The 22196-nt window shown below is 68.9% G+C and carries 23 protein-coding genes and 1 pseudogene; 8 read left to right on the top strand and 16 right to left on the bottom strand.

Features of this window, described 5'->3' with window-relative positions; genetic code table 11:
- Nucleotides 1–36: 36 nt before the first annotated feature.
- Together ACN9M4_RS00445 and ACN9M4_RS00440 are read left to right on the top strand one after the other, a co-directional pair.
- A complete protein-coding gene (locus tag ACN9M4_RS00445) occupies nucleotides 37–1035 on the top strand; it encodes an aldo/keto reductase family protein (RefSeq protein WP_426301304.1) in 999 nt (332 codons plus the stop codon).
- 109 nt (nucleotides 1036–1144) lie between these two features.
- Complete coding sequence (locus ACN9M4_RS00440; RefSeq protein ID WP_426301302.1) at nucleotides 1145–2128, top strand: bile acid:sodium symporter family protein; 984 nt, start codon at nucleotides 1145–1147, stop codon at nucleotides 2126–2128.
- A 22-nt stretch (nucleotides 2129–2150) separates the two neighbouring features.
- Here the strand turns inward: ACN9M4_RS00440 and ACN9M4_RS00435 are convergent, their stop codons facing one another.
- Both ACN9M4_RS00435 and hisC read right to left on the bottom strand, forming a co-directional pair.
- A complete protein-coding gene (locus tag ACN9M4_RS00435) occupies nucleotides 2151–3578 on the bottom strand; it encodes an amino acid permease (protein ID WP_426301300.1) in 1428 nt (475 codons plus the stop codon).
- Nucleotides 3579–3655: 77 nt separating this feature from the next.
- Nucleotides 3656–4783 (bottom strand): histidinol-phosphate transaminase, encoded by a 1128-nt coding sequence (hisC, locus tag ACN9M4_RS00430; RefSeq protein ID WP_426301298.1) that lies wholly within the window; start codon nucleotides 4781–4783, stop codon nucleotides 3656–3658.
- Between the two features lie 93 nt (nucleotides 4784–4876).
- On the opposite strand from hisC, the gene ACN9M4_RS00425 reads away from it, so the two are divergent.
- A complete protein-coding gene (locus ACN9M4_RS00425; RefSeq protein WP_426301296.1) occupies nucleotides 4877–5380 on the top strand; it encodes an Lrp/AsnC family transcriptional regulator in 504 nt (167 codons plus the stop codon).
- Between the two features lie 131 nt (nucleotides 5381–5511).
- A complete protein-coding gene (locus ACN9M4_RS00420) occupies nucleotides 5512–7173 on the top strand; it encodes a thiamine pyrophosphate-binding protein (RefSeq protein ID WP_426301294.1) in 1662 nt (553 codons plus the stop codon).
- On the opposite strand, the gene ACN9M4_RS00415 is transcribed toward ACN9M4_RS00420, so the two are convergent.
- From ACN9M4_RS00415 to ACN9M4_RS00390, 6 genes and pseudogenes are all read right to left on the bottom strand, one after another.
- Nucleotides 7170–8630, bottom strand: coding sequence for a PepSY-associated TM helix domain-containing protein (locus ACN9M4_RS00415; protein ID WP_426301292.1), 1461 nt, complete (start codon nucleotides 8628–8630; stop codon nucleotides 7170–7172). The two genes, ACN9M4_RS00420 and ACN9M4_RS00415, sit on opposite strands and share 4 nt — an antisense overlap.
- Nucleotides 8631–8787: 157 nt before the next feature.
- Nucleotides 8788–9549, bottom strand: a complete 762-nt coding sequence (locus ACN9M4_RS00410; RefSeq protein WP_426301290.1) for a YcnI family protein — start codon at nucleotides 9547–9549, stop codon at nucleotides 8788–8790.
- 120 nt (nucleotides 9550–9669) lie between these two features.
- On the bottom strand, nucleotides 9670–10275 hold the full coding sequence (locus tag ACN9M4_RS00405) for a hypothetical protein (RefSeq protein WP_426301289.1): 606 nt from the start codon (nucleotides 10273–10275) through the stop codon (nucleotides 9670–9672).
- A gap of 117 nt (nucleotides 10276–10392) precedes the next feature.
- A pseudogene (locus ACN9M4_RS00400) lies at nucleotides 10393–10485 on the bottom strand (OpcA/G6PD domain-containing protein); the annotation flags it as partial.
- A gap of 13 nt (nucleotides 10486–10498) precedes the next feature.
- Nucleotides 10499–11509, bottom strand: a complete 1011-nt coding sequence (locus ACN9M4_RS00395; RefSeq protein ID WP_426301287.1) for a LacI family DNA-binding transcriptional regulator — start codon at nucleotides 11507–11509, stop codon at nucleotides 10499–10501.
- A 249-nt stretch (nucleotides 11510–11758) separates the two neighbouring features.
- The gene (locus ACN9M4_RS00390; protein ID WP_426301285.1) at nucleotides 11759–12490 is read right to left on the bottom strand and encodes an SDR family NAD(P)-dependent oxidoreductase; all 732 of its coding nucleotides are present in this window, start codon (nucleotides 12488–12490) and stop codon (nucleotides 11759–11761) included.
- A 122-nt stretch (nucleotides 12491–12612) separates the two neighbouring features.
- Here ACN9M4_RS00390 and ACN9M4_RS00385 point away from each other — a divergent pair, with 122 nt between their 5' ends.
- Genes ACN9M4_RS00385 through ACN9M4_RS00375 form a run of 3 tightly spaced genes read left to right on the top strand, consistent with a single transcriptional unit; the run spans nucleotide 12613 to nucleotide 14627 of the window.
- Nucleotides 12613–13500 (top strand): helix-turn-helix transcriptional regulator, encoded by an 888-nt coding sequence (locus tag ACN9M4_RS00385; protein ID WP_426301283.1) that lies wholly within the window; start codon nucleotides 12613–12615, stop codon nucleotides 13498–13500.
- A gap of 42 nt (nucleotides 13501–13542) precedes the next feature.
- A complete protein-coding gene (locus tag ACN9M4_RS00380; protein ID WP_426301281.1) occupies nucleotides 13543–13884 on the top strand; it encodes an ArsR/SmtB family transcription factor in 342 nt (113 codons plus the stop codon).
- Complete coding sequence (locus ACN9M4_RS00375) at nucleotides 13881–14627, top strand: cation transporter (protein WP_426301279.1); 747 nt, start codon at nucleotides 13881–13883, stop codon at nucleotides 14625–14627. Before ACN9M4_RS00380 ends, ACN9M4_RS00375 begins: the two co-directional genes overlap by 4 nt.
- A gap of 3 nt (nucleotides 14628–14630) precedes the next feature.
- Here ACN9M4_RS00375 and ACN9M4_RS00370 read toward each other — a convergent pair whose 3' ends face one another.
- The 6 genes from ACN9M4_RS00370 to ACN9M4_RS00345 all read right to left on the bottom strand — a co-directional run bounded on the left by ACN9M4_RS00370 (nucleotide 14631) and on the right by ACN9M4_RS00345 (nucleotide 17992).
- Entirely contained in the window at nucleotides 14631–15986 is a 1356-nt protein-coding gene (locus ACN9M4_RS00370; RefSeq protein WP_426301277.1) for an FAD-dependent oxidoreductase, read from the bottom strand.
- Between the two features lie 40 nt (nucleotides 15987–16026).
- On the bottom strand, nucleotides 16027–16437 hold the full coding sequence (locus ACN9M4_RS00365; RefSeq protein WP_426301275.1) for an arsenate reductase ArsC: 411 nt from the start codon (nucleotides 16435–16437) through the stop codon (nucleotides 16027–16029).
- Nucleotides 16434–17135 carry an aquaporin gene (locus tag ACN9M4_RS00360; protein ID WP_426301273.1) on the bottom strand — a complete coding sequence of 234 codons (702 nt, stop codon included), beginning with the start codon at nucleotides 17133–17135 and terminating at the stop codon, nucleotides 16434–16436. Before ACN9M4_RS00360 ends, ACN9M4_RS00365 begins: the two co-directional genes overlap by 4 nt.
- Nucleotides 17132–17482: an ArsR/SmtB family transcription factor gene (locus ACN9M4_RS00355; protein WP_426301271.1), complete on the bottom strand. Its 351-nt coding sequence runs from the start codon at nucleotides 17480–17482 to the stop codon at nucleotides 17132–17134. The genes ACN9M4_RS00360 and ACN9M4_RS00355 overlap by 4 nt, the downstream gene beginning before the upstream one ends.
- Before the next feature lie 100 nt (nucleotides 17483–17582).
- A complete protein-coding gene (locus ACN9M4_RS00350; protein WP_426301269.1) occupies nucleotides 17583–17750 on the bottom strand; it encodes a hypothetical protein in 168 nt (55 codons plus the stop codon).
- Nucleotides 17747–17992: a hypothetical protein gene (locus ACN9M4_RS00345; protein ID WP_426301267.1), complete on the bottom strand. Its 246-nt coding sequence runs from the start codon at nucleotides 17990–17992 to the stop codon at nucleotides 17747–17749. The genes ACN9M4_RS00350 and ACN9M4_RS00345 overlap by 4 nt, the downstream gene beginning before the upstream one ends.
- 259 nt (nucleotides 17993–18251) lie before the next feature.
- On the opposite strand from ACN9M4_RS00345, the gene ACN9M4_RS00340 reads away from it, so the two are divergent.
- Nucleotides 18252–18746: a hypothetical protein gene (locus ACN9M4_RS00340; protein ID WP_426301265.1), complete on the top strand. Its 495-nt coding sequence runs from the start codon at nucleotides 18252–18254 to the stop codon at nucleotides 18744–18746.
- Between the two features lie 8 nt (nucleotides 18747–18754).
- Here the strand turns inward: ACN9M4_RS00340 and ACN9M4_RS00335 are convergent, their stop codons facing one another.
- The gene (locus tag ACN9M4_RS00335) at nucleotides 18755–20539 is read right to left on the bottom strand and encodes an acetyl/propionyl/methylcrotonyl-CoA carboxylase subunit alpha (protein ID WP_426301263.1); all 1785 of its coding nucleotides are present in this window, start codon (nucleotides 20537–20539) and stop codon (nucleotides 18755–18757) included.
- On the bottom strand, nucleotides 20539–22182 hold the full coding sequence (locus ACN9M4_RS00330; RefSeq protein WP_426301261.1) for a 5-oxoprolinase/urea amidolyase family protein: 1644 nt from the start codon (nucleotides 22180–22182) through the stop codon (nucleotides 20539–20541). Before ACN9M4_RS00330 ends, ACN9M4_RS00335 begins: the two co-directional genes overlap by 1 nt.
- Between the last annotated feature and the right edge of the window lie 14 nt (nucleotides 22183–22196).

Below are 22196 nucleotides of genomic sequence, written 5' to 3'. Positions count from 1 at the left end.
GACGGACCCCGAAACACCCAGCGAACAGGAACCCCCATGGAATACCGCAAACTCGGAAACTCGGGCATGTACGTGAGCGAAATCGCGTACGGCAACTGGACCACCCACGGCGAACAGATCGGCCAGGACACCGCAACCTCCTGCGTCCGCACCGCACTGGACCTTGGCATCACGACCTTCGACACGGCGGACGCCTACGCCGGCACTCGCGCGGAAACCGCGCTGGGCGAAGCGCTCGACGGTGTGCGGCGCGAAAGCGTCGAAATCTTCACCAAGGTCTACTTCCCCACCGGCGAAGGCAGGAACGACCGCGGCCTGTCCCGCAAGCACATCATGGAGTCGATCAACGGCTCCCTGGGCCGCCTCCGCACGGACTACGTGGACCTGTACCAGGCCCACCGCTACGACTACGAAACGCCGTTGGAGGAGACGATGCAGGCGTTCGCCGACATCGTCCGCGCCGGCAAGGCGCTCTACATCGGCGTCTCCGAATGGACGCCGGACGAGATCCGCCGCGGCGCCGCCCTCGCGAAGGAACTCGGCATCCAGCTCATCTCCAACCAGCCGCAGTACAACATGCTGTGGCGCGTGATCGAACCCGAGGTGGTGCCGCTCAGCGAGGAACTGGGCCTGGGCCAGATCGTGTGGTCCCCGATTGCGCAGGGCGTGCTCAGCGGAAAGTACCTGCCCAGCGCGGGTGCGCCCGCCGAGTCGCGCTTCTCGAGCGGGGACGGCGGCACGAAGACCGAGCACCGCTACATGCAGCCGGCGGTGCTCGAACGCGTCCAGGAGCTCAAGCCGCTCGCGGATGAAGCCGGCCTGTCGATGGCAGCGTTCGCCGTCGCCTGGGTCTTGCAGAACAGGAACGTCTCCGCGGCGATCGTCGGCGCCTCCCGGCCGGAACAGCTCAAGGACAACGCCACGGCATCCGGCGTCGTCCTTGACCCGGCGCTTCTGGAGAAGGTCGACGGCGTCCTCGGCGACGTCGTCGAACGCGATCCCGGCAAGGTGGAATCCTTCCTCAAGCGCCCCTGAGTCCCTTGTCTTGAGTCCGGCCCGCCGTCGGGCGGATATGTCTGACATACATGCCCGACGGCGGGTCACGGATTCGCGGACGCCTCACCGCGGCTGCCACCATGGATGGATGCTTGAGGCAACAAACACCACGTCCGATTCAGCCGTCCGGAACCCTGCCCTCGCCGCGGAGGCGAAGATCGCGCGCGTGGCGGTCACCGTCTTCCCTCTGCTGGTGGTGGCTGCCGGCCTCGCCGGTTTCCTGGTACCCGGCGCTTTCAAGCCCCTCGCCCCGTCCGTGCCGTACCTGCTGGGCGTCATCATGTTCTGCATGGGCCTGACCCTGACGCCGCCGGACTTCGCCTCCGTGGCACGCCGGCCCTGGGCGGTGGCGCTGGGCATCGTGGCGCACTACGTGATCATGCCGGGCGCAGGCTGGCTGATCGCCGTCGCGCTTCAGCTCCCGCCCGAACTCGCCGTGGGCCTGATCCTGGTGGGCTGCGCGCCGTCCGGCACCGCGTCCAACGTGATGGCCTTCCTCGCCAAGGGCGACGTTGCGCTGTCCGTGGCGGTGGCTTCCGTTTCCACGCTGATCGCTCCCCTGGTGACGCCGGCCCTGACGCTGCTGCTGGCCGGTTCCTTCCTGCACATCGACGCCGGCGCCATGGTCCTGGACATCGTCAAGACCGTGCTGCTGCCGGTGGTGGCTGGCCTGCTGGCCCGGCTGTTCCTCAAGAAGCTCGTCGCGAAGGTGCTGCCGGCACTTCCGTGGGCATCCGCCGTCGTGATCTCCGTGATCGTTGCCGTGGTGGTGGCGGGAAGTGCGGGCAAGATCGCTGCCGCCGGCGGCATCGTGTTCCTGGCCGTGGTGCTGCACAACGGCTTCGGCCTGGGCCTGGGCTACCTGGCCGGCAAGGCGGGCCGCCTGGACGGCAGGGCCCGCCGGGCCCTGGCCTTCGAGGTGGGTATGCAGAACTCGGGCCTCGCCGCGACCCTGGCGAGCGCGCATTTCAGCCCGCTCGCGGCCCTGCCGTCGGCCGTGTTCTCCGTATGGCACAACGTCTCCGGCGCCATCGTGGCGGCCTGGCTGGCACGGAAGCCGCTGCAGGACTGAAGCGGCAGCGGCTTCCACAGCGTCAGTCGACCAGCACGGAGTCCTTGGCCCGCTCCGGAGCCCCGACGCCGGCCGGCACCTTCGCCGAACGGTGGTGGATCCAGTTCGCCACCGCCAGCAGGACCACGAGCGCGAAGGTGCTCAGGAGCTGTGGCCGGGAATCCTCGCCGATGAAGCCGACGGTGAAGATGGCCGCGAGGATCAGGAGCCCGATCCCAGTGAGCCAGGGGAAACCTGCCATCCGCAGGGGAAGGACGGTCCCTTCACGGTCCGCCCGGAGGCGCAGCGCGAGCTGGGCGAGGAGCGCCGAGGTCCACACCAGCAGCGACGTCGAGCCCACGATGTTGAGCAGGACCGGAAGCACCTTGTCCGGGAATGCCACCTCAAGCACGGCCGTGACGACGCCGAAGGCGACGCTGGCCAGGACGGCCACAACCGGCACCCGGCCCTTGGACACGAAGGCAAGCGAGCGCGGCGCTTCGCCGCGCTCGGCCAGGGAGAACGCCATCCGGGAGGCACCGTATAGGTTGGCGTTAAGGGCCGAGAGCAAGGCAGCGACGGCGACCAGGGTGATGGCGGTAGCCGCGCCGGGCATGCCGGCGGCATCCAAGACCGCCGCGAAGGGGCTCTTCAGTCCCGCCGAACCCACGGGAACCACGGCCGCGATGACGAAGATCGCACCGATGTAGAAAACAAGGATGCGCCACAGCACGGTGCGGACGGCCTTGCCCACGCTGCGGGCCGGCTCCTCGGTTTCAGCGGCGGCCACGGACACGATCTCGGTGCCGCCGAACGCGAAGGCCACTACGAAGAGCGCCGAGGCGATTCCGGCGAAACCGTTGGGAGCGAAGCCCGCCCCGGTGAAGTTGGCCAGGCCCGGTGACTGGATGCCAGGCAGCCAGCCGAAGAGCAAGGCGGCGCCGATCAGCAGGAAACCGACGATCGCGGCCACCTTGAGCAGTGCGAACCAGAACTCGAATTCACCGAAGTTTTTCACCCTCGTCAGGTTCACGGCGGTGAGCACCGCGATGAACACAAAGGCCATCAGCCAGACCGGCAGTGCAGGGAAGACGCTGGCAAGCAGGGCGGCCCCGCCGAGCGCCTCGGCTGCGATCACCACCACGAGCTGCACCCACCAGAGCCAGCCGACTGTGGCGCCGGCCACGGGCCCGAAGGCGCGGGCGGTATAGACGGAGAAGGCGCCGCTGTCCGGGTTGGCGGCGGCCATCTCGCCGAGGGCCCACATCACCAGGATGATGAGGGTGCCGGCGACGAGGTAGGAGATCAGCACGGCGGGCCCTGCGGCCTGGATGCCGGCGCCCGAGCCAATGAAGAGGCCCGCGCCGATGGCGCTTCCGAGTCCCATCATCGTGAGTTGGCGGGGTTTGAGGGCGGCGCCAAGCGCCGGGCCCGATGTGATGCGGGCAGGGGTCATTGTCCGTTGTTCCATGGGGGAGTCCTCCGGGTTGTGGAACGGATGTTGGGGGTGGAACGGATGTTGGGGTGGAACGGGTTATTGAGGAAGATTCAGGCGCGGGCTTCCAGGACCTTGGTTTCAAGGACCTGGAGCACGCGGTCGTTGGAGGCGGGATCGGCAACGGTGATCCGGATCCCGTCACCCTGGTACGCGCGGACCATGATGCCCGCCTGGTCGAACGCGGCCACGAGCCGCCCGCGCAATCCGTCATCCGCACGGATCCATAGGAAATTTCCCTGGCTCGGCTGCAGCGTCCAGCCCTGGGCTTCCAGCCGCGCGGCCATCCGCGAGCGCTCGTCCCTGACGGCCGAAACCCGCAGCTCCATCTCCTCCGCCGCGTCCAGCGAGGCAATGGCGGCTTGCTGGGCCAGTGCGGTCACGGCGAACGGGATGGCGGTCCGGCGCAGCCCCTCCGCGATCTCCGGCGCCGCCACGGCGTACCCAACGCGCAGGCCGGCCAGGCCGTAGGCCTTGGAGAAGGTGCGCAGGATGCAGACGTTTGGGTACCCGCGGTAGAGCGCAAGGGAGTCCGGCCCGCTGCCCGCTTCGGCGTATTCCACATACGCCTCGTCGATCACCACGAGGATGTCGGAGCGGACGGAGCGCAGGAAGGCCTCGAGGCGTCCGTGGCTGATCGGGACGCCGGTGGGGTTGTTGGGGGTGCAGAGCAGGATCACCTTGGTCCGCTCGGTGACGGCTTCGGCCATGGCCTCCAGGTCGTGCCCTTCGGCGGCATCCAGCGGGATGCGGACCGCCCGGGCGCCTGCCAGCTCTACAAGGATGGGGTAGGCCTCGAAGGACCGCCACGCGAAGATGACCTCGTCCCCGGCATCGCACAGTCCGGCGATGATCTGCTGGAGGACACCGACGCTGCCGGGCCCCACCGCTACCTCCGCGGCCGTGACGCCGAGGTGGCCGGCGATCCGTTCGCGGAGTTCGACGGCGGCCATGTCCGGATAGCGGTTCATCCTGCCTGCCGCTTCGGCCACCGCCGCGGCGGCCGCGGGCAGGGGCTCGTAATGGCTTTCGTTGCTGGCAAGGGCTGCGATGTCCACGCCGGCGCTGCGCTCCGCACTGGAAGCGCGCCGGCCGGGGACATATGACGGGAGGCCGGAGACCGCTGCACGCAGGGTGGGGTGGGCGGATTCCGGTGCCGCCAGGATCTGATCACTGGTCATGAGGCTCGATCATGAAAGTGACCCGCAGCACATTGCAAGATACGCTGAAGTGATTGGGATTTCTGCTCAACTTCTATTGTCTGTGGTGAAAATATGACCATCCCGAATCGACGCGACCTCGATTCCTTGGACGCCAGGATTATCCTCGCCCTCGATAAGGACCCGGAAGCCAGCGCCCTGGCGCTCTCGCGGACGCTCGGCGTCGCACGGAACACGGTGCATGCCCGCCTCGCAAGGCTCGAGCGCAGCGGCGCCCTCCGCTCCTTCAGCAGGAGGCTGGATCCCGCGGCGCTCGGATACGGCCTGATGGCCTTTCTCTCGCTGGCCATCAGCCAGACCCGCGCAGGGTCGGTGGAAAACGGGCTCGAGACAATCCCCGAGGTCATTGAAGTCCACGCCACCACCGGAGACGCCGACCTCATGGCCAAGGTGGTCGCCCGCGACACGGCGGACCTCTACCGCATCACCAACCAGATCTTGGAAATCGAGGGGATCCAGCGGACCAGCACGGCCATCTCCGTGCTGGAACTGATGCCGCCCCGCTACGACGGCCTCCTCAACCGTCTCTCAAAGCAGGAATCCGGCTCCTCGGACTGAAACCCGGACTGAGCCTGGTGATACGCGCCACACTTGGGCATATTTTCAGTCGTGGCTAGCTGATATTGACAAATATCCCAAGCAAACCCGGCCCTCTTGCCTATCTGAATGCAGGCTCCGAAGATTCCTGCATGACTTCACTGACTGTTTCCGGCCGTGTGGCCGAGGTTCTCAGCGGCTACCTCAGCGACGTTTTCGGCGTCATGGGCAACGGAAATGTCTACTTCCTGGACGCTGCCGAGAAGCAGGGCCTCCGCTTCTCCGCCGTGCGCCACGAGGGTGCCGCCATCGCGGCGGCCGACGCCTACTACCGCGCGTCCGGGCGCCTCGCGGCGGGCACCACCACCTACGGTCCCGGCTACACCAACGCCCTGACGGCCCTCGCGGAAGCGGTCCAGGCCCAGATCCCCGTCGTGCTCGTCACCGGGGACGCGCCCAGCAGCGGCGCCCGGCCCTGGGACGTGGACCAGGCTGCAATCGCCGCCGGGCTCGGGGCGGCGACCTTCAACGTCACCCGCGAAGCCGCGGGCTCCATCACGCAGGAAGCGGTGGAGTACGCGCTGGCCAAGCGGACCGCCGTCGTGATTGCCATCCCGTACGATCTGGCGGCGCTGGAAGCAGCGGACGAGGAACTTCCGGTGCCGCCGGCGGCAGCACCGGTGAGGGACGACGTCGACGGCGGCCTCGAGCGGGCGGCGCGGCTGCTCGCCGAGGCGAAGCGGCCCCTGATCCTTGCCGGCCGTGGGGCGCACCTCGCCGGAGCCGGCCCCGAACTCCGCGGGCTCGCCGACCGCCTCGGCGCGCTGACCGCCGGGACCGCTTTGGCGCTGAACCTGCTGAAGGGCGAGGGCTACCTCGGGGTCGCGGGCGGCTTCGGCACCGAAACCGCCGCCGGACTCATGGGCGAGGCGGACGTGGTGCTCGTGGCCGGGGCGAGCCTGAGCCCGTTCACCATGCGCTTCGGCCACCTGATCGGCCCGGACAGCACCGTCATCCAGATTGACACCGCACTGGAAGCGACGCACCCCCGCGTGGACCTGTTTGTCGCCGCGGACGCGAAAGCCGCCGCCAGCCGGCTACTCCGGCTGCTGGATGGCCCCGTGACCGCTGAAGCCTGGCGCGCGGAAGCCCGGAAGCGCCTGGCCGAAGGACCGGGACATGACGCCGGCTCCGGGGACACCCCGGACGGCCGCCTTGACCCGCGCGCCCTTGCCACGGCGCTGGACGCAATCCTTCCCGAGCGCCGCACCGTGGTCCAGGACGGCGGCCACTTCCTCGGCTGGGCACCCATGTACTGGCGGATCCCGCGGCCCCAGGATCTGGTCATGGTGGGAACCGCGTACCAGACCATCGGGCTCGGCCTCGCCAGCGCCGTCGGGGTTGCACGGGCCGTGGACGACGGCCGCACCCTGGTGCTGGCCTCGGGCGACGGCGGCTTCCTGATGGGCCTGTCCGACCTGGAATCGCTCGTGGGCGCTGCGGCAAGCGCCGTCGTCGTGATTTACAACGACGCCGCCTACGGGGCTGAGATCCACCAGTACGGCTCCCGGGGCCTGACCGAAAAGCCCATGCTGATCCCCGAAGTGGACTTCAGCGGCGTCGCCCGCGCGCTGGGCGCGGAGTCCGCGATCATCCGCGAGCTGACGGATCTCTCCGCGCTCCAGGACTGGATCGACGACGGCGCCAAGGGAACCTTCGTGGCCGACTGCCGCATCACGTCGAGCGTCCGCGCCCCGTGGCTGAGCGAATGGATGAAGGCCTCGCAGGCGGCGAAGGAGAAGGTGGCGGGCTAGCGGCGGCCGCTGGGCTTCGACCAACAGCCGACGGCGGTGTCCAGGACGATGAAAGCCAGCAGGCTCCAACCCAGCAGCGGCAGGAAGAGTCCGAGGGCGACCATGACTGTGATCGCAGCCAGGACACCGGCCCAGTGCGCGCGCAGGAACGCGCCGCGCGGCGCCGGCCGGCCGGCCGCCCAGGCGCTGCCGCGGGTGGGCCGCCGCTTCCACCACATCACGTAACCCCAGGCCACCATGGCGGCCAGGCCCACGGCAACGGCAAGGAGGGCCAGCTGGTTCGGCAGGCCGAAGAGCAGCCCCATGTGGGCGGCGATCCCCCACCGGGTGAGTTTCGCTGCGAGGTTGAAGTCATCGAAGTCGAGGCGGTTGGTGATCTGCCCGGTAGCCGGGTCGATCGAGACGGCGCTGGCCGATGCGGGCCATTCCCGGCCGGTTTCGGTCACCGACCAGGCTGTGCCCGGTTTCGCCGGGGGTTTGATGTCGATCATGGGTGCGCTGATGATGTCGGCGCGCGCCATGCTGGATACTGTGTCGAACATGGCCGGATCCACCGAGGGGCTCGTGGCCGATACGCCGCCGCTTCCGTGGCCTGCATGGTCTCCGGCCGGGGCGGCCTCCGCTCCCGTCAACGTTGTGTTCAGGCCGGGGGTGGTCCAGTCCAGGGCGGTGCGCAGGGTGCTGACATTCGCTCCGGCGTTGGCTGACCAGGTGAGCCCGGTGGCGGAGAGGAACATGAACGCAAGGAACAGGACCGTTCCGGTGGTGCCGTGCAGCCACAGCGTGCGCGTTCTGCCGTTGACCTTGCGCGGCTTGGCGGTCCTGGCCCTGTTGGTGCCGCGTTTTCGGCGGATACTGTCGATCCAGAGCAGCAGACCGCCCAAGGCGATCACCCACAGCCAGGAGGCCGCGAGCTCGCTGTAGGCGCGGCCGGGTTCGCCCAGGTTCAGGGACCGGTGAAGGTTGGAAATCCAGGTCCGCACCGGCAGCGCGCCGCTGCTGCCGTAAGTCGGAAGGTCGCCGCGGATCCCGGCAGTGCCCGGGTCGACGAACACGGTCCGGTACTGGGATTCGCCCAGGGTCTTGTCGGCGAACAGGACCCGTGTGGTGTCCTCCGGCCCGGGTGCCGGCCGCACCATCACCGGGGCAGCTCCGCCGGCATGGTCCATGGCGGCTTTGACCTGGGCCGAGAGCGGCAACGGATCGGCGACGGCGGGAACATGCAGTTCCCGGGCATAGATGGCCGACTCGAGCTGGGGTGCCATCGCGTACAGGCCCCCGCTTATGGCCGCGATCAGCAGGAAGGGCCCGGCGAGGATCCCTGCGTAGAAGTGGATCCTGAGCAGGAACGCCCGGAACCAGCCACGTTCCACTGCCTCCCGGGTGTCGGGCGGCGTGCTCGTTGACGCGTCGGGTGCGCCGGGTGTCCCGGCCGGAGGCTTGGTCAGAAGAGTCATGTGTTTCGGTCTTTCAAGAAGGATTCGGGCAGGCGCGAGGGCGCGGCGGCGTGCGGACCGGGCTGTGCCTCATATCCGCTGGGTACCTGATGGTGGGCAGCACCAGCCCGGCCGTGCCGACTGGAACGGCACGGCCCGGGCGGTGCGTGATGGCGGGTCAGTTGCCCTTCGTGGGCCGCGTGCGTGCCAGGGCAGTCACACCAGTGCCGAGGCCAATCAGGCCGGCGGCCAGGCCGAACCAGCCCGCCGTCGAACCTCCGTCATTGACGGCGGACGCTGCGGCCGGTGCGTTTGCTGCGGACGGTGCGGCAGTTCCTGCCGGGGCCGCTGTTCCCGCCGGGGCCGCGCCATGGGCCATCGTTTCGCTGTCCTTGGCCGTGGTCACGAACGAAGGGGCCGGGTGTTCGGGTTCTTCCTGACCCTCGACCGTCTTCTGGTCCCATCTGACGACCGTGCCGTCCGTGTAGCTCTGGGTTGCCGGCAATGTCACGGTGGTGCCGGCGTCGGGCAGGACACCCACGGAGATCGAGAACGACTGGTATTCGTTCGCTCCGATCTGGTGCGCCGCGTCTGCCGTCCACACCACGGAAACCGGGGCTTTGGTCACCGTTGCTCCGTCCACCGTGACGGGCTTGGGCAGTTCCGCGATGATGACACGGGCGGTCCACCCTTCCACCGGCTTCACGGACACCGAATTGAACGGGGTATCGGCCGGCAGCGTCACTTCGAGTTTGCTCGTCTTGGCCGTGGCCGATTCATTGGGAACGTTGAACGTCAGGTGGGTGTAGCCACCTGCTGCCGGATCGTCAGCATCGACGTGGACATGGGCGGAGGCCGCTGCAGCGCCGGCGGCGAGCAGACCGGCGGCCAAGGTGGCGGCCGAGGTGGTCTTGAGGGTACGTCGAAGGGAGGGCTTCATGGCAAGGATGCCTTTCATGGAAAAGAAGATCAGGAGCCTGGCCGGAACGTGGGCCAGCCAGGCATGTCAGCACAGCAGAGGCCGCCTGATCCCATTCCGTGAGCGGAGCACCAGGGAGTCTCAGGCGGCGGGCATCATCGCCGGTGGGCCGCGCCGTGCAGGGATGCGCCGGACAATCTGGTCGTGGGCCAGGACGACCGGGGCCATGCACGGCCCCGGGATTCGGGCCGGAACGATCGCGCAAGGCTCAGGCAGCTGCGCCAATGGACGCAGCCAGGCCGCCAGCGCCCCCAGGGCCTGCTCGCCCCGGGCGAGCACCACGGCCGTAACCAGGGTCGCGAGAGCGTGGGCAAGGAACATCTGCCAGTCGCCGGAAGCGGCCTGGGTCCCGGGAACGTCACCGACAGCTTCCAGCAGGAGGCCGGGCGCGTGTGCCGCGTGGCCTGAATGGGGCGAAGCTGCAAGCGGCGCCGCGGTGGATAGGGCATGGAGGGCCCAGTGCAGCCAGGCTTGTCCCGCGCCGAGGAGGCCGGCAAGGAGGGGAAAGGACAAATGGAACTTCGTGGCCACCGAGACCGGCAGCACCGTCAACGCACATAGCCCAAGGAGGATGGCCGGCTCGGGCAGCACTCCCCCGCCGGCAAGGTGACCGCCGGCGGCCAGGCCAAGGATGATGGAGGCGATCGTCCCGGTCCTGAGCAGCCGGAAAGAGGCACGCGTCGTCATCGGCGCTCCTTTCCGGCTCCCGGGGTGTTTGGCCCACCCCATTCTAGGGATCCGTTCGATGGAGCGCGGACATGTGACGTCCTTGCCGGCGCCTTTCCTGTCCGTTGCAAGGCCACGGACCGTTTCACCGAAAACCTCATCCGGGTCGAGTCGGCGCAGCTCCTCGGCCAGGCAACCCTGCAAGGTGCGGCGCGGCGGCGAGAGCCGCTCCCCCGCCGAAACTTCAGCCCTGGACCGTCGTCCCGCGCAGGTGCAGGGTCCAGGGCGCCGGAACGCGGACGCCTTCGCCCGTAGAGCCGGACTCCAGGCGTTCCACCAGCATGTTCACCACGCGGTCGAAGATGGGCTCCGGCCCTACGGTGGTGAGGGCCGGGTCCGACTCCTTGCCCTCGGTGGAGTTGCCGACGCCCACGATCTGTACGTCCTCGGGCACGCGCAGGCCCAGGCGGAAGGCTGCACGGATGGCCTGCAGCGCCTCCATGTCGTCGTTGGCGAAGATGGCGGTGGGCCGGTCCGGCAGCTGCAGCAAATCCAGGGCAGCCTGGTAGGCAAGGTCCTTGCGGTGGTGTGAGGTGCGCACGAGCTCCGGATCGACCGGCAAGCCCGCACGCTCGAGCCCGGCAACGTAGCCGCTGTACCTGGAGGCGATGGTGCGGTTGCTTTCGTCCGCGCGCCGGATGCAGGCGATGCGGCGGTGGCTCCGCGTCAGGAAGTCCATCCCGGCGGCGATCCCGTCGGCGGGTTCGGGTGCCAGGACGTCGAAGCCGGCGGGCTGCATGACCTCGGAAATAACCACCTGCGGAACTCCGCGGCGGGCAAGTTCGAGCATGGTTTCATCCTGGGTCACCGATTCCGGGATGAAGCCGAGAATCACGCCGTCGGCCCCACCGGACAACATGAACTGCCGCCAGGCATCGCCCAACAGCACCACGGGCTGGTAACCGTGCTGGGGCAGGACGCGTGCAGCCGCTGCGGCCAAGGCACGGTCCCACGGCCATTCGAGGTTGCCGATCGCCACAGCCACCAGCTCGGTCTTGCCCCGGCGCATTCCGCGGGCCGCGCGGTTGGCCACGTAACCCAGTTCGCGCACGGCTTCCTGCACACGCTGCTTGGTGGGTTCGCTGATCCGGGTGGTGCCGCCCAGCCGTCCGGAGAGCACGTAAGAGACCGTGGTGAGCGAAACTCCGGCGCGCTCGGCCACGTCACGAATCGTCGGCTTGGAACCTTGCCTCACGTCTGTGTCCTGTCTTTGCTGCGGTTTTCGTACTCTATCGGGTTTGCCGGGGAGGCCTGCCGGCGTTCCCTCCCGGTGGCTTCTCCCGGCAGACTGCTGACCCGGCGTGTCCACCGCGGTGTCGGCCCTGCAACCGGAAGGAAGCCGGAAGGAGCGTCAATATGCGACGGCGGGCGGCGCCCCGTGAAGGGAATCCCACCGGGGTTTCCGTGCCCGCCATGAGGTGCAGGACCCGGCCGCTCATCACCCTCACGCGATAGTGCTCCCGGTGTAGTCGGCCAGCGAGCTGAGGAGCGCGGCCTGGAAGTGCCGGTCATGCACCGCCTGATGCGGTTCCCGGGTGGCCCGGTGGTGCCAGTAGCCCCCGCTGGTGAGGGCCTCGGGGTTGTCGCTTACCGCGAGCCAGGCCTGCGTGACGTGGCCCAGGCGGAGATCGCCCGGGGCGCCGGGTCCGCCCATCCGGGTGGGCACCCAGCCCGGGTCCACCGCGTTTGAATACACCTCCGGCCACAGCCTCGCAACGGCCGCCGCGAGCGCAGTGACGAAGAGCTTGCTGTCGGAATACGAACGGGATACCCGCGCGCCGCTCCAGTCCACGCCGTCGAGATCCCGGTAACCGCCGCGGTGCATGCCGCTGCTGAGGTAGATCAGCCGCTCCGGGCGTTCCATTTCGGCGGTGAGCACGAAGGGAGCCACCACGTTCACCGGCAGCAAAGCCGGACCGCTGAAGACGCCGGCGTTGTGGATCACGGCGTCGAAGCGGCCCAAGGCGTTTGCCTGCTCGGCCAGGCTTCGCACCTCATCGAGCTTGGCGAGATCCCCCACCACGGCCTGGGCACCGCGGTCGAGAAGGTCCCGGACGGTCGCCAGCCGCTCCGGCGCGCGGGCGTGCACGACGACGGAATGGCCGTCGTCGAGCAGGGCAGCAGCTGCCGCGCGGCCGAGCCCGTCGCTGGAACCGGTGATAAGGATGCGCGACACGTTTCCTCCCTGCTGTTGGGGACTCTCAACCTCACCACGGATCGAAGGGACGCGGGAAGTCCCCTCAAGAGGGGTACCCGGAGGGACTCCTTCATTCGGGAGCGCGCGCCTATCGTGGATCCATGGACAACCGTGCTGACGTTCGCGAATTCCTCACCTCCCGGCGCGCCAGGATTTCGCCCGAGGAACTCGGGCTCCCCGCCGGGACGAACCGGCGCGTGGCCGGGCTGCGCCGCAGCGAAGTCGCGACCCTCGCCGGCGTGAGCATCGAGTACTACACCCGCCTCGAGCGGGGGGCCATCAGCGGCGCTTCCCCGGAAGTCCTCGATTCGCTCGCCCGTGCGTTGAAGCTCGACGACGCCGAACGGGCCCACCTCTTCGACCTCGCCCACGCGGCAAGCCCGGTGGCCCGGCCTCCGAAGCGCCGCAGCGCCGGGAACTGGGCGCCGCACGCCAGCCTCCAATGGGCCCTCGACGCCGTCACCGCCGGCCCTGCCTTCGTAAGGAACGGGCGGATGGACCTGCTCGCGGTCAATGCACTCGCCCGTGCCTTCTACAAAGACGTCTACGACATGCCCGGCCAGCCCCCGAACCTGGCGCGGTTCACCTTCCTGGACGAACGGGGCCGGGACTTCCACCCGGACTGGGACACCGCCGCCGACGTTGTGGTGTCCATCCTGCGCACCGAGGCCGGCCGGGATCCGCACAACAAGGAACTCCACGACCTCGTGGGGGAGCTGAGCACGCGGAGCCAGGAGTTCCGGCATCGTTGGAGTTCCCACAATGTCCGGCACCACGGCACCGGTTTCAAGACCTTCCATCATCCGGTGGTGGGCGAGATGACCGTGGCCTACGAAGGGCTCGAGATGGCCGCCGAACCCGGCCTCACCCTCACCATCTACACCGCCGAGCCCGGCTCGCCGTCCGAGGAGTCGATGCGCCTGCTCGCGTCCTGGGCGGCCACCGAGCAGGCACAGCTCAGGGACGTCGGGAAGCAGACAGCGGGCTGAAGTTCACGCACGCAATACACCGTTGAATGAATACATCGAACGATGTACTTTGGAGGAGTGGAAACCCTCACCCATGCCCCGGTGCTCGCGCGCTTCGGCTACGCCATCTCCGACCCCACCAGGGCCAGGATCCTGCTTGCGCTGGCCGAAGAGCCCGCGTACCCCTCGGACCTGGCCGATTCCCTGGGGGTGTCGCGGCAGAGCATGTCCAACCACCTGAGCTGCCTGCGCGGCTGCGGACTGGTGCTGGCCGTTCCGGACGGCCGGCGGACGAAGTATGAGCTCGCCGATCCGCGCCTGGGCCATGCTTTGCGGGACCTGATCGGCGTTGTGCTGGCCGTGGATCCGGACTGCTGCGCCGCGGACGGGGAGTGCCTGGCATGACGGCGGCAGCTGTTTCGCCCACTGGAGGCAGGCGGGCGGTGCTGCGGCGGAGGATCCGGCTCTTCGCCGCAGCGACCATCAGCTACAACGTCGTCGAAGCCGCTGCTGCACTGTGGGCCGGGGGCGTCGCCGACTCATCGGCCCTGATCGGATTCGGCCTGGACTCCGTGATCGAGGTCGCCTCCGCCGTCGCGCTGTCCTGGCAGTTTTCGGCCGCGGATCCCGAACGGCGCGAGCGGGTGACGCTACGGATCATTGCGGTCTCGTTCTTCGCGTTGGCCGCCTTCGTGGCCGGGGATGCGCTCCGCTCCCTCACCGGCGGCGGCGAGGCGCAGCACTCCCCCGCGGGAATCGTGATCGCGGCCCTGAGCCTTCTCATCATGCCGGTGCTGTCCTGGCTGCAACGCCGCGCCGGCCGGGAACTCGGTTCCCGCACGGCGGTGGCCGACTCGAAGCAGACCCTGCTCTGCACGTATCTGTCGGCCGTACTGCTGGCAGGGCTGGTGCTGAACAGCACCCTGGGGTGGTGGTGGGCCGACGCCGGCGCCGCGCTGGTGATCGCCGCCATCGCCGTGCGGGAAGGCATCAGTGCCTGGAAGGGCGATACCTGCTGCGCCGCCCTGCCCGGGGACCCGGAGGCCGCCGAAGCGGACGATGCTTGCTGCGCGGAGTGCGGCGCGGCCGGTCCCGAATCCCGGGAAGCCGTGCCGCTGAACCTGATGCGCCGGCCCGATGAGGACTGACAGCTACGGCATTGCCGCTTCGGCGGTGCGGCCGTGCTGCAGCCCGGTGGCGAATCCGATGGTGACGGGCACGGGCTCGGAGACCCCGCAGCAGGAATCCTCCTCACCGCTTGGAAGGTTGGTCGAACAGACGCCGGTTTCGGGAAGCTCGAGTTCGACGGCGTCCGCGGCAGCCGTGTCCCCGGCGAGCGCGGCGGCGATGGAGCGTACCTGTTCATAGCCCGTGGCCATAAGGAAGGTGGGGGCGCGTCCGTAGGATTTCATGCCTGCCAGGTAGAAGTCCTTCTCCGGGTGGGCGAGGATCCGGGCGCCGTGGGCCGGGACGGTCCCGCAGCTGTGGAAATCCGGGTCGATCAGCGGGCCCAAGGCCCTGGGGGCATCGACGGCCGGGTCGAGGTCCAGCCGCAGTTCCGAAAGGATGCCCAGATCGGGCCGGAAGCCGGTGGCCGCAATGACGCGGTCGACTTCGACATTTCGGCCGTCTACGGCGTGAACGGTCGCTCCGCCGGCACGGGATTCGACACGGCTCGCCTGGAAGCCTGCCAGCAGCCGGACGGCCCCGTCGTCGACGGCGGCGCGCAGGCGGGCGCCCAGCTGGCCCCGCGCGGGAAGCTGGTCGGCGTCGCCCCCGCCGTAGGCACGGGCGGGGCTGGCGGCCCGGATGGCCCAGATGACCTCCGTGCCTGGATTGCTGCGTGCGAGCCGGACCAGGTCCAGGACCATGTTCGCGGCCGAGTGACCGGCGCCAACCACCAGGGTCCGGCGGCCGGCGAACCCGTCCCGGGACACCTCCGGCAGCGGACCGGCGATCACGCCTGCAGCCCTCGCCTCGCCCTCACCGGGCGCGGGCAGTCCGGAGTCGCCGAGGGGCCCAGGGGTGGCCCAAGTGCCGGACGCGTCGATGACGGCGCGGGCCAGGATGTCCGAGGTGCCGCCGTCGGGATGACGGACCCGCAGCAGGAACGGCGCCTGCTCCCGGCCGACGCTGCGGCTCTTGTCCAGACCCTGCCTGGTCACCGCAACGACGCGGGTGCCTGTCCGGATCCTGTTCCGGAGCTGGGGCGTCGCGGCCAATGGCTCGAGGTAGTCCGTGACGATCGCGGCACCGTACGGCAGCGCCGTGGGGCGCGGCGCCTCCCAGCCCGTCGGTTCCAGCAGCCTCACCGCGGCGGCGTCGAGGTTGTAGCGCCAGGTGGAAAACAGGCGGACGTGGCCCCATTCCCGGATGGCGGAGCCGACGGCGGGACCGGCCTCGAGCACCAGCGGTTCCAGGCCGCGCTCGAGCAGGTGCGCTGCCGCGGCGAGTCCGATGGGTCCGGCACCGATCACGGCGACGGGCAGGGAGTCCTGTGCAGTCATGCTGTCCTCATTCCTTCTGCGCCTGCTTGCCTGTAGGGCCCTATCGGGCTGCCGGGGCGAGGGATTCGATCAGGGCCTCGACACGGGTCTTGATGTCGTCGCGGATGGGCCGGACGGATTCGACGCCCTTGCCTGCGGGATCTTCGAGCACCCAGTCCTCGTAGCGTTTGCCCGGGAAGTAGGGGCATTCGTCGCCGCAGCCCATGGTGATGACGACGTCGGAATCCTGCACTGCCTCGGTGGTGAGGACCTTGGGGATCTCGGCGGACATGTCGATGCCGACTTCGGCCATGGCTTCCACGGCTGCCGGGTTGACCTTGTCCGCGGGCTGGGACCCGGCAGAACGGACCTCGATGGCGCCTTGGGACAGGGTGGTGAGGAATGCTGCCGCCATCTGGGAGCGGCCGGCGTTGTGGACGCAGACGAAGAGGACGGAGGGCTTGCTGCTCATGAGAGCACCTTTCGATCAGCCGCAGGGGCGGAGGAGGGGGCAGGGGCCGGGTAGAGAAGGCGGACGAGGACGAAGCCTGCGGCGCCGCCGAGCAGTTGGGCCAGGATGAATCCGGGGGCCGAGGCCGGCGCGATCCCGGCGAAGGTGTCGGTGATGGTCCGTGCGACGGTGACGGCGGGGTTGGCGAAGCTGGTGGAACTGGTGAACCAGTATGCTGCGGCGATGTAGCCGCCGACGGCGAACGCCGCTCTGTCTGCCCGCCCGGAGCGCACAGTGCCGAAGACCACGAGCAGGAGGCCGATGGTGCCGACCACCTCCCCCAGCCACAGGCCGGCGCCGGAACGTTGGTGGGTGGAAATCATTACTGCCGGGAGCCCGAACATCAGGTTCGCGACAACCGTTCCGGCCAAGCCGCCGGCGAACTGCGCAAGGATCAGGCCGGCTGCGGTCCGCGTATCCAGCAGGCCGAGGGCCCGTTCCACGAGCGTGACCACCGGGTTGAACGAGGCGGAAACCGGCTGCAGTGCAAGGATCAGCGCGACCAGCGCGGCACCCGTGGCGAGGCTGTTCTGCAGGAGCTGCAGGCCGACGTCGTCCGGCGACAGGCGTGAGGCCATCACGCCGGATCCGACGACGGCGATCACCAGGAATGCCGTGCCGGTGAACTCGGCGGCGGCGCGGCGAGCCAATCCGCTCACGCGGCCTGCCCTCCGATCAGGGCAGCCAGGTTCTGCAGGACCTCGGCCCGGGCGCGGTAGTACACCCAGACACCGCGCTTCTCGCGGTCCAGCAGGCCGACTTCATGAAGAACCTTCAGGTGGTGGCTGATCGTGGGCTGGGAGAGATCGAACGCATCGTTGAGGTCGCACACGCAGGCCTCGCCGCCCTCGTGCGAAGCAACCAGGGACATCAGCCGGAGCCGCACTGGATCCCCCAATGCCTTCAGGATCGCCGAGGCCTGCTCGGCAACTTCTTCCGAAAGGGGCTCGCGGGAGAGCGGAGAACAACACGCGACCGCCTGCACCGGGGTCAGCTCAAGAGACATAGACACATGTAAATATCTACACTCATCTATGTCTCGGCGCAAGGGTGACGTGAGGCGCATCCTTGCCGGAGAGTGGTCGGACCGATTTCATGGCACGTAATCAGGGTTTCCGGAGCTTGCCCACCTTTGGCGCCTTGGGAATCCAGCAGCGCACCGTTTCCCGGTACCGCTCGAACTCTTCGCCGAACCGTTGCTTGAGGTCGGCTTCCTCAAGCGGCCTGATGGCGTAGTTCCAAAGCATCGATCCGGCGACGGCGTAGGCGATCACCAGCCATGCGCAAGCAGCGAAGCCGCCGTCGCTGCTCCCATGGCCAGCACGCCCCAGCCCGCTTCGCCCGTGACGGTTGCGTAGACAGCAAGCACGACGGCGACAATCGCCGTCCAGCCCGCGCCCACCACGGCGGCAGCCCTGACGCCGAAAGCCGCGACGGCCGAGGCGATGACGAACAGCGGGACGTCGAAGGCAGCGACAACGACCGGATCGAGACTGCCAAGGGTCGCTTCACGCACAAAGGGTGAGGCGAAAACCAATGCCCACCAAAAAAGGCCGGCGGCCGCCTGCAACGCAAAATAGGCCCGCCCCCACCGAAGCAAATGCATCACCGATCCAAGACAATTCGGCACGTTGAGCGGCCGAGACAATGTTGGCTTCAGGGTAGCGAATTCACCGGAAAAGGCCGCTGGAATTGCTGTGCAAGAAGGACCCGCACTGCTACATTCTTCGCAGTGGGGGCGCATCAGGGTACTCCCCTATGCAAAGGAGCCCAGGATGAGCGCTCAATACCCGCAGCAGACCGCACCGGCAATGGAAGGCGAGAATGCGAAGCGGTCCCGCAAAGGAAGGACCGGCATCGGCATCGGGCTTCTCGTCATGGGCGCGGTTTCAACAGCTGCCACGGCTTTTATTTATTCGCAAATCATCCCCGACATGGAACTCTTCAGCGAAGAACAACAAAGCATCCAAGTGGTCCTCGCCGCCGTGAGTGTGCTCATGCTTCTCGCTTTGTTCGGAACGGGGATTTGGAACATTGCGGCGCGGCGTACCTGGGCCATGGCTCCGCTCATTACCGCAATAGTCGTGTCCGGCGCGAGCCTCATATTTGCGGTCATCAATATTGTGGACTCGGCTACCACCACGGGCAGATTGCCATCATTCTGGGTCGTGTTTGTGTACATCGCCATCATCGGGCAGGCGATTAGGCTCCTGCGGCTCGACGAGCCGCGGCTGGCTCCCGCCCCGGCCCAGGGACCACAGCTCTGGTGAGCCGGCCTCTACTCGATATGCCCCAGCACCGAGCCGACGGAAACCACGCCGCCTGCCGCTGACACCACGGAAGAAAGGGTTCCGCCGCGGTGTGCCGGCACCTGGGTTTCCATCTTCATCGCCTCCAACACCACCAGCGGGTCCCCCGCGGCAACCGAAGCGCCGGGCTCCACCAGCCACTTCACCACTGTCCCGGCCATGCCGGCCACGAGCGCGGATTCCGGGACAGCGGACTCCGGGAGAGCGGCACTGGAAGCGTCGGACGAAAGACCAGCACCGCCGTCGGACGTAAACGGAACCCCGGAGAGGGAACCACCCGAACGCGCCCAGCCGTCCAGCAGATCGGCGGGCAGGCCTACTGCGAGGCGCTTGCCGTCCACATCAACGGTGATGGTGCGGCGCGCACCGGAGGGTGCCACGGCGCTGTATTCGGGGTCCGCCGGAATGCGGTCGGCGAACTCCGTCTCGATCCAGCGGGTGTGCACGCCAAGGCCGTCGGGGGAAGTGAATTCCAGGGCTTCGAGCACGGCCCGGTGGAACGGCAGCACGGTCGCCAAGCCGGAAATGTCCATCTCGGCCAGCGCGCGGCGGGCGCGGCGGATGGCCTGCTGCCGGTCCGCGCCGGTGACGACGAGCTTGGCCAGCAGGGAGTCGAACTGCGGCGGCACCACGGAACCGGCGCGCACGCCGGCGTCGAGGCGGATGCCCGGGCCGGTCGGACCGACAAAGCCAGCAACGGTACCCGGCGAGGGCAGGAATCCGCGGCCCACGTCTTCGGCGTTGATGCGGAATTCGAAGGAGTGCCCGCGCGGCTCCGGGTCCGAAAGAACGCTCAGTGGCAGGCCCGCGGCGATGCGGAACTGCTCCTGCACCAGGTCGATCCCGGAGGTTTCCTCGGTGATCGGGTGCTCCACCTGCAAGCGCGTGTTGACCTCCAGGAACGCCACCGCGCCGCCGGCCGAGACCAGGAATTCCACGGTTCCGGCGCCGGTGTAGCCTGCCTCGCGGCAGATCGCCTTGGCCGAGGAATAGATGGCCTCGCGCTGCGAGGGAGTCAGGAACGGCGCAGGCGCCTCTTCGACGAGCTTCTGGTGCCGCCGCTGCAGGGAACAGTCCCGGGTGCCCACCACCACCACATTGCCGTGGGTATCGGCGATCACCTGCGCTTCTACGTGCCGCGGCCGGTCCAGGTACTGCTCCACGAAGCACTCGCCGCGGCCGAACGCCACCACGGCCTCACGCACGGCCGAATCGAAGGCTTCCTCCACCTCGGCCAGTTCGCGGACCACCTTTAGGCCGCGGCCGCCGCCGCCGAACGCCGCCTTGATGGCCACCGGGAGCCCGTGCTGCTCGGCGAAGGCGCGGGCCTCGGCGGCCGATGCCACGGGTCCGTCGCTGCCGGCCACCAGCGGAGCGCCTGCTCGGACAGCGATTTCACGGGCGGTGATCTTGTTGCCCAGCTGCCGGATCGCCTCCGGCGCGGGACCGATCCAGGCCAGTCCGGCGTCGAGCACCGCCTGCGCGAAGTCCGCGTTCTCGGACAGGAAACCGTAACCGGGGTGCACGGCGTCGGCACCGGAACGTGCCGCAATGTCCAGCAGTTTGGGGATGTTCAGGTAGGTATCGGCCGGGCTGTTGCCGCCCAGGCTGTAGGCATCGCCTGCGGCGCCCACGTGCATGGCGTCGGCGTCGATGTCCGCGTAGACGGCCACCGAAGCGATTCCGGCGTCCTCACAGGCGCGGGCAATCCGGACGGCGATTTCGCCGCGGTTCGCGATCAGGACCTTGCGCATTACTTGCTCACTTCTTTCGTGCCGAGGGCGGGGGAAACGCGGAAACGGATGCTTCCGCCGATGGGGACCTGCGCTGCACGGTCCAGTTGTTCGTCGGTGACCACCCCGATCACGGGGTAACCGCCGGTGATCGGGTGGTCGGCCAGGAACAGCACGGGCAGGCCGGCGGGCGGGATCTGGATGGCCCCGGCCATGGTTCCTTCGCTGGGCAGTTCGCCCTCGCGGCTGCGCTTGAGCGGCTCGCCGGCCAGGCGCATGCCCACCCGGTTGGACTGCGGGGTGACCTGCCACTCCTGGCTGCACAGGGACTCAAGTTCGGCGGGGTCGAACCAGTCCTCGCGCGGGCCGGGAACGATGTCCAGTACCGTGACGCTGCCGGGTTCCGGGAAATCCGGCTGCAGTTCGGGGCTCCCGACGGCGGTGGATTCAGTCTCGTGTCCGACGGCGAGCAGTTGCCCGGCTGCCAGCGGTGCCGGTCCGAGCCCGGACAGGGTGTCGGTTGAGCGGCTGCCGAGGACGGCGGGCAGGTCTGCCCCGCCGCGGACGGCGAGGTAGCTGCGGAAGCCGGCCTCCGGGGCGCCGACGGTGAGCGTCTCGCCGTCGAGCAGCGCGAACGGCGCGGCCATCGGAACGGTGCGGGGCTGGGTGTCGGGACCGCCGTCGTCGTCACTTAAGTCGGAAACAGCCCCCAACGGCGGCGTGATGGTGAGGCTCGACGGCGCACCGGCCACGGCGATCACCCGGTCCCCCACGGCCTGGATGGTGAGTCCGCCGTTGACGGTCTCGATCGCGGCGGCGGTGGACGCGTTGCCGACGAGGCGGTTGGCCCGGCGGATGGAGGCCCGGTCCAGGGCGCCGGCGGCCGAGACACCCAGGCCGCCGTGGCCGCGGCGGCCCAGGTCCTGGATGAGGCTCAGGGCGCCGGGGGCCACAACACGGATCCCGGTGGCGGGCTCTGCAGCGGCGGCGGCAGCCGCGGGAGCCGCCGTCGGGATGATGACCTCGCGCACGGCCCGGTACCGCACCCGGTCCCCCGGCCGGGCGAGGGCGGGCTGCGGGCGGTCGAGGTCCCACATGCGGGCGCCGGTGCGGCCGATCAGCTGCCAGCCGCCCGGGGAGCGCCGCGGGTACACGGCCGAGTAATTCCCGGCCAGGGCCACGGATCCGGCAGGCACCGCGGTGCGCGGAGTGGAACGGCGCGGTACTTCCAGGAGCTGGCTTTCGCCCACCATGTAGGCGAAGCCGGGAGCGAAGCCGGCGAAAGCGACCGTCCAGAGCTGCCCGGTGTGCGCGGCGATGACTCCGTCCACGCCCAGGCCGGTGAGCTCGGCGACTTCGGCGAGGTCGTCGCCGTCGTACACGGTATCGATGACCACCAGCTCGCTGTCCACCGCAGCGCCCCCGGTGAGCTCCAGCTCCAGCAGCCGGGCGCCGATGGCCCGGGTGGCGGCAGCGGACTCGGCCACCACCATCACGGTCTCCGCCGCGGCCAGCACGTCCAACTGTCCGGGCAGCGGGGAGGCGGACAGCAGCGACTGCAGGGCCAGCACATCCTGCATGCTGTCCAGCTCGGCGAGGACCGCGCGGGTCCCCACCGGCCGCACGGAGCGCACCTTGTGGGCTGTCTGCATCCCGGTTTCCATCATCGCTTCCTAAC

The organism is Arthrobacter sp. R-11, assembly GCF_049913155.1.
Taxonomy (GTDB): Bacteria; Actinomycetota; Actinomycetes; order Actinomycetales; family Micrococcaceae; genus Arthrobacter.
Note: the sequence above shows the minus strand (reverse complement) of the source record. Positions and strands in the feature narration are given on the sequence as shown.

Excerpts from the sequence above, each read along its gene's own strand:
- ACN9M4_RS00445 (WP_426301304.1), top strand. The coding sequence starts at position 37 with ATGGAATACCGCAAACTCGGAAACTCGGGCATGTACGTGAGCGAAATC.
- ACN9M4_RS00440 (WP_426301302.1), top strand. The coding sequence starts at position 1,145 with ATGCTTGAGGCAACAAACACCACGTCCGATTCAGCCGTCCGGAACCCT.
- ACN9M4_RS00435 (WP_426301300.1), bottom strand. The coding sequence starts at position 3,578 with ATGGAACAACGGACAATGACCCCTGCCCGCATCACATCGGGCCCGGCG.
- hisC (WP_426301298.1), bottom strand. The coding sequence starts at position 4,783 with ATGACCAGTGATCAGATCCTGGCGGCACCGGAATCCGCCCACCCCACC.
- ACN9M4_RS00425 (WP_426301296.1), top strand. The coding sequence starts at position 4,877 with ATGACCATCCCGAATCGACGCGACCTCGATTCCTTGGACGCCAGGATT.
- ACN9M4_RS00420 (WP_426301294.1), top strand. The coding sequence starts at position 5,512 with ATGACTTCACTGACTGTTTCCGGCCGTGTGGCCGAGGTTCTCAGCGGC.
- ACN9M4_RS00415 (WP_426301292.1), bottom strand. The coding sequence starts at position 8,630 with ATGACTCTTCTGACCAAGCCTCCGGCCGGGACACCCGGCGCACCCGAC.
- ACN9M4_RS00410 (WP_426301290.1), bottom strand. The coding sequence starts at position 9,549 with ATGAAGCCCTCCCTTCGACGTACCCTCAAGACCACCTCGGCCGCCACC.
- ACN9M4_RS00405 (WP_426301289.1), bottom strand. The coding sequence starts at position 10,275 with ATGACGACGCGTGCCTCTTTCCGGCTGCTCAGGACCGGGACGATCGCC.
- ACN9M4_RS00385 (WP_426301283.1), top strand. The coding sequence starts at position 12,613 with ATGGACAACCGTGCTGACGTTCGCGAATTCCTCACCTCCCGGCGCGCC.
- ACN9M4_RS00380 (WP_426301281.1), top strand. The coding sequence starts at position 13,543 with ATGTACTTTGGAGGAGTGGAAACCCTCACCCATGCCCCGGTGCTCGCG.
- ACN9M4_RS00375 (WP_426301279.1), top strand. The coding sequence starts at position 13,881 with ATGACGGCGGCAGCTGTTTCGCCCACTGGAGGCAGGCGGGCGGTGCTG.
- ACN9M4_RS00370 (WP_426301277.1), bottom strand. The coding sequence starts at position 15,986 with ATGACTGCACAGGACTCCCTGCCCGTCGCCGTGATCGGTGCCGGACCC.
- ACN9M4_RS00365 (WP_426301275.1), bottom strand. The coding sequence starts at position 16,437 with ATGAGCAGCAAGCCCTCCGTCCTCTTCGTCTGCGTCCACAACGCCGGC.
- ACN9M4_RS00355 (WP_426301271.1), bottom strand. The coding sequence starts at position 17,482 with ATGTCTCTTGAGCTGACCCCGGTGCAGGCGGTCGCGTGTTGTTCTCCG.
- ACN9M4_RS00340 (WP_426301265.1), top strand. The coding sequence starts at position 18,252 with ATGAGCGCTCAATACCCGCAGCAGACCGCACCGGCAATGGAAGGCGAG.
- ACN9M4_RS00335 (WP_426301263.1), bottom strand. The coding sequence starts at position 20,539 with ATGCGCAAGGTCCTGATCGCGAACCGCGGCGAAATCGCCGTCCGGATT.
- ACN9M4_RS00330 (WP_426301261.1), bottom strand. The coding sequence starts at position 22,182 with ATGGAAACCGGGATGCAGACAGCCCACAAGGTGCGCTCCGTGCGGCCG.